Annotated in this window: 7 protein-coding genes; 6 read left to right on the top strand and 1 reads right to left on the bottom strand. The window is 46.9% G+C overall.

Features of this window, described 5'->3' with window-relative positions:
* Window positions 1–225 precede the first annotated feature (225 nt).
* On the top strand, window positions 226–4,116 hold the full coding sequence (locus tag BLV50_RS00575; RefSeq protein WP_256337819.1) for a X2-like carbohydrate binding domain-containing protein: 3,891 nt from the start codon (window positions 226–228) through the stop codon (window positions 4,114–4,116).
* A 419-nt stretch (window positions 4,117–4,535) separates the two neighbouring features.
* Window positions 4,536–6,650 (top strand): helix-turn-helix domain-containing protein, encoded by a 2,115-nt coding sequence (locus BLV50_RS00580; protein WP_256337820.1) that lies wholly within the window; start codon window positions 4,536–4,538, stop codon window positions 6,648–6,650.
* Here BLV50_RS00580 and BLV50_RS33040 read toward each other — a convergent pair.
* Window positions 6,647–6,817, bottom strand: a complete 171-nt coding sequence (locus BLV50_RS33040; protein WP_218135355.1) for a hypothetical protein — start codon at window positions 6,815–6,817, stop codon at window positions 6,647–6,649. The two genes, BLV50_RS00580 and BLV50_RS33040, sit on opposite strands and share 4 nt — an antisense overlap.
* Window positions 6,818–6,976: 159 nt before the next feature.
* Between BLV50_RS33040 and BLV50_RS00585 the strand changes: the two genes are divergently transcribed.
* The 4 genes from BLV50_RS00585 to BLV50_RS00600 all read left to right on the top strand — a co-directional run bounded on the left by BLV50_RS00585 (window position 6,977) and on the right by BLV50_RS00600 (window position 12,394).
* Entirely contained in the window at window positions 6,977–7,861 is an 885-nt protein-coding gene (locus tag BLV50_RS00585; protein ID WP_143805411.1) for an ABC transporter permease, read from the top strand.
* Window positions 7,862–7,876: 15 nt separating this feature from the next.
* A complete protein-coding gene (locus BLV50_RS00590) occupies window positions 7,877–8,776 on the top strand; it encodes a carbohydrate ABC transporter permease (RefSeq protein WP_063564773.1) in 900 nt (299 codons plus the stop codon).
* Between the two features lie 97 nt (window positions 8,777–8,873).
* The gene (locus BLV50_RS00595; protein ID WP_090805183.1) at window positions 8,874–10,517 is read left to right on the top strand and encodes an extracellular solute-binding protein; all 1,644 of its coding nucleotides are present in this window, start codon (window positions 8,874–8,876) and stop codon (window positions 10,515–10,517) included.
* 113 nt (window positions 10,518–10,630) lie between these two features.
* Window positions 10,631–12,394 (top strand): right-handed parallel beta-helix repeat-containing protein, encoded by a 1,764-nt coding sequence (locus BLV50_RS00600; protein ID WP_090805188.1) that lies wholly within the window; start codon window positions 10,631–10,633, stop codon window positions 12,392–12,394.
* Window positions 12,395–12,412 lie beyond the last annotated feature (18 nt).

Here is a 12,412-nt window from a genome sequence, read left to right on the forward strand (position 1 = left end):
ACCCATTCCCTCGGCTTGAGCAAAGATGAAGTTTCCATTTGTTTATTTATCCATTAATGGAAATATGTTTGTTCTGCGACGGTTTGCCCCTATATTTCAGGTTAATTGTACGTAAAATACCGAATTGTACCTATCTTGGGAATGCCTCATCCACTATTCTCTTCTCGTGTGGAAGCGCTATCAACAGGAATTTGAATGACCAAATTCAGAGGGGGTAGGGATAATTTGAAACGAATCGGAAAAAGGATGGCAATGTGTTTCATGGTATTTATGATTGCGGCGGTGCAGTTCGGGATTATGGGAACGACAGGTAATGTGGCACAAGCAGCAGATAAGAGTCTGGCCCAAAAGCCGTATATGGGTTGGAGCAGTTACAGCATGCAGGTATATGACGGGCCGGGTAACTGGACATCGGCCGAGAGTATTAAGAAGCAATCGGACGCCATGCGTGAGAAGCTGCAAGCCCATGGATATGAATACATTAATATTGATGCTGGCTGGAACGGTGACGAAGATGAATACGGCCGTCCTATTCCGAGTACTGTTCTTTATCCAAATGGATTTCAGGAGGTCATTGATTACGTCCATAATAACGGACAGAAGATCGGAATCTATCTGATTCCGGGATTATCAATCACCGCCTATGATAAAAATCTTGAGGTTTATGGGTCGGGCGGGGCATGTCGTATGCAAGATATTGCAGTAAAACCGCTCGTTGTTATGGATGCTTGGGATTCGTACACGTACAAAATTGATTTTTCGAACCCTTGCTCACAGAAGTATATTGACTCCATCGCGGATCTTCTTGGCGAGTGGGGTATCAACTTTGTCAAATTCGACAGTGTGACGCCAGGATCGGGAATCAATAATCTGAGCCGGGATGCACGTGGTGATGTGGAGGCATGGTCCAAAGCCCTGGACAGAAATAACATCTGGTTTGAGCTTTCCTGGGCGCTTGATCACAATTACGTGGACTTCTGGAAAAAGTATGCAAACGGCTGGAGGATCGACTGGGACGTTGAAGCTTACGACAGCAGTAAGGGATTGACCGAATGGTCGAGTATTTCCCGCTTGTTCCCCATCGCTGCCCTCTGGTGGCGGGATGCAGGTCCCGGAGGCTGGAACGACTTCGATTCACTGAATGTCGGGAATGGCTCGATGGATGGTCTGACCAAGGTTGAGCGGCAAACGGCCACGACCTTCTGGTCTATCTCTTCAGCACCGCTTTATACAGGTGATGATTTAACAAGGCTGGACAGCTATGGATTGGAATTGCTTACGAATGACGAAGTCATTGCCGTCAATCAGGCCGGACGTCCAGGCCATCCGGTTTCCATGGAGACCAAGCAGCAGGTTTGGTATGCCAATAACGGAGATGGTACTTACAGTGTAGCCTTGTTCAATTTGGGCGACCAGAGTGCGGAGGTTAAAGTCAAATGGAGCGATCTTGGCCTCAACGGTCCGGCTTCTGTCCGTGATCTCTGGAGCCATTCCGAGCTGGGGAATTTTAATCATGAATTCAGTGGCGGCGTGCTAGAACCCCATGCTTCCCGGATGCTTAAAGTAACCGCACTGAACGGCACATCAGCCGTCAATGACGATGATACAGGCATGCTCTATAGCGGGGATTGGCAGCGCAACGGGGGCAAGGAGCAGACAGATGGGAGACAGGATCTGAGCATAGCGATTACGGATTCCTCTGGCACTGGTCCAGCGAATAGCAGTCAAGGGGGTGCCTTGGACGCTGAAGCTGACAATGCTGCAAATTCAATCTCCGTGGAAGATGCCACTGTTACCAATGAGGTCTACATTAATGATGATGACAGCAGTATTAAATACACGGGCTCATGGAACTCCAATACCGGCAGAAGTTACGGTGATTACAATGGCGATGTGCATTTTACTGAAAAAGACGGCGATTATTTTGAGTATAGTTTCACGGGCACAGGCATTGAACTGCTGACGGAGAAGGATAAAGACCAAGGAGACATGATTGTCACCCTCGATAATGGAGCACCTGAAACTGTAAACGCCTATACCAGTGGAGAAAGGGAAGTCCAGCAGGTTTTGTACAGCAAGCTTGATTTGGACAACGGCCCACATACCTTGAAGGTGGTCAAGGGCTCGGGCCAGTATATGTTGCTGGATGCGCTTAGAGTAACCATGGAAATTCCTCCTGGAGGGCAGAACAGCACCATTAGTCCGACCTCTGCAAACGTTGACAAGGAGACGGAACAACAGAAGGATGTCACCGTGAGGCTGTCCTTGAACGGCAATATGCTGACCGGCGTTGAAAATGACGGGGTGCTGCTCAGTGATGACGACTACACGGTGGTCAATGACAAGCTGACTATCAGGAAGAAGTACCTCACGCAGCTGCCTATAGGGACAACGAGTCTAAACGTAATCTTTAGCGCGGGTGATCCCCAGTCTTTGGCAATAAGGATCAGCGATACTACGGGCATTCGATTTATAATGATCAATAACGACGATCCGGCAATCAAGTACAACGGCTCCTGGTCACGAAGCACTGGCAGAGGTTTGGGTGACTATAAGGACGATGTGCAGTATACCGAAAAAAACGATGATTCTTTTGAATACACCTTCAAGGGAACGGGGATCCAGTTATTTACGGAGGTTGACCAGTCACAGGGAGACATGGATATCTATGTTGACGACCAATTCAAGGAAACAGTCAGCGCCCATCGTAACGGTCGGCTGGCACAGCAGAACCTGTACAGCATATCGGGGCTGCCGGATGGGCAGCACACGCTCAAGGCAGTGAAGAAATCGGGGGAGTATATGCTGCTCGATATGCTCAAAGTTGAGCTTCCGAATCTAATTAATCCGGTAACCGCGGATTTCGACAAGTCAGCTTCCGCTCAGACAGACATTGATGTGACGCTGCTGCAACAGGTGGAAAGCTTCAGTGGTATTACTAACGGATCACTTGATCTGGTTCCGGGGTCCGATTATACAGTTGCAGGGAACCGAGTTACACTGAAAAAATCGTATCTTGCTGCGCAGTCAGTGGGGACGCTGAACCTCAGCTTTGCCTTCGGCGGTGATTATCTCAATGATGTGCATTCCACGGTGGTGGACGGGGATTCTTTCGAATACACCTTCAAGGGCACTGGAATAAGTATGATTACACCGACTGGACCAGAACAGGGCGAAGTGGACATTTATGTAGACGGACAGCTGGTGCAGACCGTGAACGCCTACAGTCCAAGCCGGCAGATTCAGCAGGAGATTTACAGCATTTCAGGACTGGCAAAAGGCCAGCATACACTCAAAGCTGTGAAGAAATCCGGTGAGCTCATGCTGGCCGATCAACTGAAATTTACTGTCCCTACTGGAAACGGTGAACCAACGAATCCGTCGAATCCAGGTGGTCCATCCAATCCAAGTGGACCATCGACTCCAGTCGTCCAGCCTTCAGACACTTCTGTGCCTGCGCCGGCTCCTGAATCCGGAACTACAGACAAGACAACAGAAACGGAGGGTGGTCAGGATATTCCGTATAAAAAGTATATTCAAGGTTATCCGGGCGGGTTGTTCAAGCCGGATAACAAACTCACCCGTGCAGAAATGGCAACCATACTCGCAATGGTATCTGAGAAAGAAGGCACAGGATCTGCTATTGCATTCAGTGACGTTAAATCTGAATATTGGGGAGCCGACGCCATTGCTAAGGTAAGCAAGATAGGGCTGATGAGTGGTTATAAGGATGGAACGTTTAAGCCAAATCAGTCATTGACTCGTGCGGAGATGGCCACTCTCGTAGCCCTTCTCGGTCCGGATTCCGAGAATTCAGGCGATGGATTTTCTGATATCAGCAGCCACTGGGCCAAGGAAGCCATTTTGAAAGCGCAAAGCGCAGGCATTCTGAAAGGCTATAAAGATGGAACTTTTCGCCCGAATGCTTTATTGACAAGAGCGGAAGCCGTTGTAGCAATCAACAGAGCTTTGGGCAGAGCACCGCTCACGAACGTTTCGCAGCCACAGTGGAAGGATGTTCCTTCCACACACTGGGCCTTTGGCGATGTTGAAGCAGCATCCGTCGATCAGGTTGTAAAAGCCCGATCAGAGGTGGAAGAACCAAAGAAGAAATGATGTAAACTAGGATTGGGGGGCCATCTCGGCCCCTTTTTTCTGAATGATAAGGAGTTATCATCTCAAACCAAAGAACTTCGGAAATGTTAAAAAAAGCAATGATAATCGTCTTTTTATCGTTGCCTTTTATTCATTCCCGAATGAAACACGATTGAAGAATGAGATAAAACAATTGACTAACCCGGAAAATATTATTATCTTTGATAACGCTACCAATACCTCAAGGAGGGGGAGGAGGGTTACCCATTAAATATTCCAATGTTTTTCGTAAATTTTTAATTTCCTACGTGATCATTTTGGTTATACCCAGCATTGGCGGTTATATGTCTTATCTAACTTCCATCTCCGTAACACAGTCCATTTCCATTGAGAATAGTGTTACCCAACTCCAGAAAAGCCAGGAAATATTGGAGGGCCGCATGGCGGAAGTAGAGGGCTTCACCCGACAGCTTGCAGTTAATCAGGAACTGAACGTTCTGATGAATGAAAGGGACAACGAAACCAACGTATATGGAATATGGAGAACGATGGAGAATGTGTTGACCTTTGGACAGACCAATGATTTTCTGCAAAATTATTATATTTATCTTGCGAATTACAATCTAATTTTGACCCCGGGCTCTTCTTACAGACCGAATCACTATTATACTGATTTTCGTTATAACGATCTTTCGTTGGAAGAATGGATGAAGGACGTGTTGCGGAAGACCCACCGGAGTGAGATTAAACCGCTTAGTTCCTATGTTAGTAGGGGGAAGCAGACTTCGGTAATCACATATATGCAGTCATTGCCTCTGGACAGCTTCAATGATTCTTCACCGGCTGTCGCCGTTGTAATCATTGACGAGAAAATGATTCTTAGTCTGTTGTCCAGCCTGAATGACCGATACGGTGGCTGGGTTCATATCAGCGATGCGGAGGGCAATACCATTGCGCTGCAAGGGAGCTCTGAGCCCGAGATGGTGAAAATGGCCTCGGACTCTCATTTTGACCCAAGCAGAGTCAGCCAGTTCTATGGGGATGATCTCGTGATCACTACAAGATCTGATAAGAACGGATGGGTATACCAGGCGGGTATTCCCCGTCATGTCCTGATGGAGAATGCAAACAGGATCAAGGGGATGACGATGCTGATTACGGGCGGCACACTGCTCATCGGACTGATTGTTGGACTTGTGCTGGCTTATCGCAACAGCGTTCCAATCAATCGACTGTTAAGTGTAATGAAAGAGCAGTTTGGGAAGGATGAATCGGCTCCCAAAAATGAATTTGACTTTTTGAGTGGAAATATCGCTGCTATGCTCACCAAGAACAAGCTGCTTGAATCCGAATTAAATCGCCAGCTCCCACTGGTCAGGGATGCCTTCCTGAAGCGGCTGATCTCCGGCGAATTCAAATCGCGGGATGAGATTCTTTCCGCTGCCGAACAGGCAGATATTAATTTGTATCAAGGCACGGGATATGCTGGAATTGTCCAGATTAAGGGTTATGCCAGTATGGACAGCGTCGAGATCCTGAATGAACTGAATGCCTCCCGATTACTGTTGAAGCAGGCTTTGGCTGAACTGGACGTGGATGTCCTGATGACCGATATGGGTTCGGATAAAGTGGTCATCCTGTTCTTTTCCAAGGAAACCGACTCCGAATTGGATCGTGAAAAGGAAGATATCACGCATATCATGGAGAATCTGGCACAGTATGTGTTCAATGAATACAGGATCACCATCCAGTCAGGATTCGGAAATCTCTTCACATCGTTGACAGAGGTCAGCCTTTCCTTTGATCAGGCCAATCAGGCGCTGGAGTATGCAGTCTACATGAATAAAAAAGGCATGATGTGGAACAACGAAGCCCAAACCGAAAATACAACGTATTATTACCCGCTGGATTCGGAGCAGCGACTGATTGGCACGATCCGTGCAGGGGAACTTGAAGAGGCCAAACGGATTGTCGATGCAATTATTGTGCAGAACATGGAGCAGCGGGAGTTGTCCATGGAAATGAAGCATCAACTTGTTGGAGAAATGAAGGGGACTTTTCTCAAGTTGCTGGATCAAAAGGCGTTTACGGAATATGCCTCCATCGAGAATGTGAAACGGCGGGTCATTGATATTGGTTCCTCGGAGCCGCTCGAAACGATCAAAGCTGAGTTTTATGAGATCATGGAAGAGCTCTGCTCCGTTATTGCAAACAAGAAGAAGGATGCTCATATTCAAATCATCAAACAGATTAAGGAATATACTGCGAAAATGTATTCAGATACAGAACTGACTCTGTATCGGGTGGCAGAGCATGTGGAGCGGCCTGAGAAATACATCTCTCAATTGTTCAAAGAGTTTACGGGGGTTAATTTCTCCGATCACCTGATCAAAGTCCGAATGGATCAGGCTGTGATTTTGTTGAAAGAGAGCAATTATACTGTTGACGAGATTGCGTCACGGGTAGGTTACAATAGTTCTCACTCCTTTAGGAGGGCCTTCAAACGATTGAATGGCGTTTCGCCCAGTGTGTATAGACAATCGGTTGACGATTAAATGAAAGGAAGACCCATAGACTGTGTTGTCCGTGTTCCGGACAATGCGGTCTTTTTTTGCGAATACGCCTCCGTAATGGAAAAATGGCTGTCGTACTGCGGATGTGTGCCCCCAAAAGCAGGATAACTGTACGTGTAACGGCGCAGGTGTACCTGTTTATAGGACATCAAAATCGACTATGATCAGAATCAAGAAAGCGCTATCATAATTTACGCATCGCAGACAGCTAGTAAGGGGGGATTGTTCTGGAGAAGGAAATCGTATTAAATCACAAGACATCAACACAGCCGAAGGCACCTGGTTTTCTGACCAATGCCCGCAAAAGAATGATGAAGCACTGGCAGTTACACCTACTGGTGATTCCGCCCTTGCTATTTTTTCTCATCTTCAAGTATTATCCGATGATCAATGCGGTTCTTGCCTTTAAGGACTATAACGTCATCAAGGGGATATGGGGAAGTGATTGGGTTGGTTTTCAAAACTTTCGTCTGTTCTTTGAGAACCCATTATTTTGGACCCTGGTGAAGAACACCATTTTACTTAGCGGTTATTTAGTGTTGGCCGGATTTCCAATTCCGATTGTGCTCGCACTCATGATTAATGAGGTACGAGGAGCCAAGTTCAAGAAATTCGTCCAACTCGTATCCTTTGCACCCTATTTCATCTCAACAGTCGTGATGGTGTCCATGATTATGCTGTTCCTGGCACCACGGCTTGGATTTGTGAACATCGCCATGAACTTCTTTGGGCTGGATTCCGTGAATTTTCTGGGTGAGCCGGGTATGTTCCGTTCGATCTATGTCTGGTCCGACATTTGGCAGACTGCGGGCTACAGTGCGGTTATTTATTTGGCAGCACTAGCCGGAATCGATCCCACATTGTACGAAGCGGCCAAAGTCGATGGAGCCTCGCGTTTTCAAAAAATCCGTCACGTGGATCTGCCCGGGCTGGTGCCAACCATTGTCATTATTTTGATCCTGAATGTCGGAAATGTCATGGCGATTGGCTTTGAGAAAGTCTACCTGTTACAGAATCCGCTCAATCTGGCTAATTCTGAAATCATTGCAACTTATGTCTACCGAGTCGGCCTGTTGAATGCCAACTATAGCTTCGCAACTGCGGTGGGGCTGTTCAACTCACTGATCAATCTGGTCTTACTGGTTACGGTGAATGGTTTGGCGAAGAGAGTTACTAAGAATAGCATTTGGTAGGAAAGGAGTTCACCTATGGCTGCAAACGTTCAAACCAAGATTAAAGAGTCCGCTGTGGACAAAACGTTTCTGATTACAATTTACATTTTGCTCAGTATCGTGGCGTTGGTGGTCATTTACCCACTGATATTTATCGTCAGCAGCTCAATCAGCAGCCCGGCAGCAGTAACTTCCGGTCGAGTATGGCTCTGGCCCGTAGATATTTCCTTCAACGGTTACAAGGCATTATTTAATACACCTGAGATTCTCATCGGCTATGGTAACTCCATTTTCTATACGGTCGCAGGTACCCTGATCAGTGTAGCGTTAACCATCATGATTGCTTATCCGTTGTCACGCAAAACCTTTTTCGGCAGGAACACCCTGATGATGATCATTACCTTTACCATGATTTTCAGTGGTGGGCTGATTCCGACTTATATGGTTGTGAAGCAGCTTCATCTGATTGATACTCGCTGGGCGTTACTGATCCCAAATGCAATCTGGGTATGGCAGGTCATTATTGCTCGCTCGTTCTTTCAATCTTCTATTCCGGGGGAGCTTCTGGAAGCCAGTGAAATTGACGGCTGTAGTGATATGCGATTTATCTGGAGTGTTGTACTCCCGTTATCGAAGCCGATCATCGCCGTGCTGGTTCTCATGTATGCTGTGGGGCAGTGGAATGCGTACTTTGATGCCCTGATCTACCTCAAATCGGCAGACCTGTTCCCGCTGCAACTCATCTTGCGAAGTATCATCATTCAAAATAATGGTTCGGGTGCCATGGACGTCGCGAAAATGGTGGAAAGACAGCAGCTTACCGAACTGTTAAAATATTCGTTAATTGTGGTCGCCACTTTGCCTGTACTTGTCATCTATCCATTTGTACAGCGTCATTTTGTACAGGGGATGCTGGTCGGTTCTGTTAAAGGTTGATCCTTAGATTCGGTGTATGGAGCAAGAAGATATAGACAGTTCATACGCAAGGTACCATCGTCTCAACTGGTAAACTACAAAAAGGGAGTGATCAGATTTGAAGAAAAGTATGGTAACGTTATTGATGCTGGTAGTGGCATTCACAGTTGTCATGAGCGGGTGTTCCAATGGTAGCTCATCTACTGCACAACAGGGGAGCTCGGAAGAGGGCGGCAAGGTGAATATTAGCGTGTTCGCGGTTCAGGACTCTAGCATTGATATTCCGACCAATAAATTCACTGCATTTGTGGAAGACAAATTCAATATCAAATTCAATTGGGAGATCAACCCATCGGATGGAGCCAAGGAAAAGCGGCAAATCTCGCTGGCAAGCGGCGACTACCCTGATGCCTATCTGCTGACCCACTATATAGACCAATTCTCTCAGGCAGATCTGCTGAAGTATGGCAAGCAGGGTGTGCTCGTTCCTTTGAACGATCTCATTGATCAATACGCTCCCAACATCAAAGCAGCTATGGAGAAGAACCCTAATTTGAAAACGCTTAATACAGCGCCTGATGGTAATATCTATGGACTTGTTGCGTATACGGAATGTTTCCACTGCTCCTATCCGAGCAAGATGTGGATTAATACTGATTGGCTGAAAAAGCTGAATCTGGAAATGCCAAAGACGACCGAAGAATTCAAAAACGTGCTGCAAGCTTTCAAGACGCAGGACCCGAACGGAAACGGCAAAGCAGATGAGGTACCTCTGAGTGGTTCCATAGAGGAGTTCGGCGTACGAATTATTCCGTTCCTGATGAATGCATTTGTCTATGATGATGACCGAAACTACCTGCAAATGGAAAATGGAAAAGTTCAATCTGCGGCAATTACACCTGAATGGAAAGAAGGATTGACTTACATTAAGTCCCTCTTTGATGCAGGTCTGATTGACCCTGGCGCATTCACACAAAACGCAGAAGCGTTCAAGAAAATCGGTGAAAATGCTGACGCTGAAATTTTGGGTGCTGGTGCAGCTATGCATCCCGCAATTTTCGTGAACATTGACGAAGGCAATACTCGCTCGGCGCACTATAACCCGCTGGCGCCGATTTCTGGACCACAGGGTGTGTCCTATGCGACGCATGATGCGGGCGGTGTATCTCCAGGAGCGAAATTTGTAATCACAAACAAGGCAAGTGAAGAAGCGCAAATTGCCCTGATCAAAATGGTTGACTACATGTTCACACCAGAAGGTCAAACGAACGGTGCAAGCGGTATGAAGGGGATTGACTGGACTGACCCGGTGGAAGGTGATGTGGCACTGGGTAAAGACGTTAAACCTGTAGTGAAACAAATCCCTATGGCTGAGGGTGAGGCACCACGTAATGCGGGCTGGAGTGGTATGGCTCACTTCTATATGCCAAAAGAATATCGTGATACCTTCGTTCAAGGCACAGATATTTATGCATCCAATGGTTATGAGCGCAGATTATATGACGCATCGCTGTTGTACGAAGGGCATGAGCCGAAAGAGCTGTTCCCGATCTGGTCCGTCTGGATTGATCCAAACGAAATTGACGAAGCCAGTTTGCTGCAAACCAACATCAGAAACTACATTGAGCAAAATGAATTGCAATTCATCACAGGCAACAAGGACTTGAATAAGGACTGGGATGCTTATGTGAAAGGTTTACAGAACCTGAAGCTCGATCGTTATCTAGAAATTTTGCAAAAAGCATATGATACAAGCAAGTAATTAAGAGGGATATCGGAATCAGGTGCCTATGATGTACCGGCACCTGATTTTCCTTGTATTTAGGCAGAGGCGAAGTATGATGATGGAGTATATGTGATGATAGAGAAGAAGTAATGGATGTGTTACATACCAAGAAGGGTGGGATCATCATTTCTGTGACAGAACAAGAAGATATCACGAATTTCACGACGATAAGTTTGACGGATTATGGCGCTGTGCCTGACTCTGAGTTGGACACCCAGCAAGCCATGGCTCGTGCCATTCAGGCGGCGGCCGAAATTTCTGGTCCGGTGGTGCTGGACTGTGCGAGAGGCAGATATCATTTCTACCCGGAGGAGGCGATTCGGGCGCCTTATTATATCTCCAATACGACGAGTGAAGAAGAGAATCCAGACGTAACCAAGACCATTGCCATTTTGCTGAAAGGGATGAACGATGTAACACTGGAGGGCAACGGCTCCCTGTTTATTTTCCACGGCAAACAGACCCTGTTTTTGCTGGACAAATGCACCAATGTAGAGATTCGCAACCTGCGTACAGACTATCACCAGCCGACGGTGACGGAGATGACGATTATCGCAAGCGGAAAGCATTATTTCAATGCGCGGGTTCACCCCGATTCCCGTTATCAGATTCGGGACAACAAGCTAACTTGGCTCGGTGAAGGCTGGAATTTTGCGGAAGGTCCCATGCAAACCTATGATCCATTACGGAATACAACCTGGCGAATCGACAATTGGCTGGAATTGGCCCAATCTGTGGAAGAGCTTGAGCCCATGACCATCCGTTTGCATTTTGATTTTCAACCTGATGTAGTCCCTGGTCATGTTCTACAAAACCGCGATGGCATTCGTGATCAAGTTGGAGCTTTTATGACCGAATGCTCGGATATAACGTGGAGAGACGTGAGTCTGCATTTTCTGCACGGACTCGGGGTCGTCGGACAGTTCAGCACAAATCTGACCTTCTCAAGGATGAACCTGGCTCCCCGTACCGAAACGGAACGTACGGTTGCCGGCTTTGCGGATTTTCTGCACATCTCCAGCTGCAGAGGCAAGGTTGCCGTAAGGGACAGCTATTTTTCCGGTTCGCATGATGATCCTGTCAATGTCCACGGTACCTATTTACGAATTGTAGATCAGCCAGCAGTGGATTGCGTGAAGGTTCAATTTATGCATCCCCAGACGTATGGGTTTCCAGCATTTTATCCTGGTGATGAAATCGAATTTGTCCGTTCCGGTTCGTTGACGACCTACGCCTCCAACAATGTGGTTGCGGTTGAGCGTTTAAGTGCTCGTGAGCTTTTACTGACTCTTGCTCATCCGGTACCGGACGGTATTGGCAGCCATGATGTCATTGAGAATGTAACCTGGACACCTGAAGTGGAAATTACAAATAATCATTTTGCCCGAGTACCAACACGAGGCATCCTCGTAACAACTCGTCGGAAAGTGCTGATTACCGGGAATACGTTTGAACGCATGTCCATGAATGCCATTTTGATTGCGGTGGATGCCGAGTCCTGGTATGAGTCCGGAAGGGTAGAGGATGTGACGATCTCAGATAATCATTTTATTGAATGTGGCGGCAGTGAGCATCCCGTGATATTCATATCCCCGGAGAATGTGGTGGTTGATGAGAGCGCTCCCGTTCACCGACAGGTCGTTATCCTGAATAACCATTTCGAAACTTGTAGTGATGTCCCGATTCTAAGCGCCAAGTCCACTTGTGGGTTGGTTTTCAAGTCGAATAAAATATGTTCCTCCAGCGAGACAGGAAAGTTATCCTGCGTTGAAGAAGCAGTCTATACAATCGCCTGCAGCGAGATTGACATTGCGGATAATACGTTCACTAATGTTCCTGAAGGAATTGACTAACAATTGAGAAATCATGAG

Source organism: Paenibacillus sp. 276b (genome assembly GCF_900107875.1).
Classification (GTDB): domain Bacteria; phylum Bacillota; class Bacilli; order Paenibacillales; family Paenibacillaceae; genus Paenibacillus; species Paenibacillus marchantiae.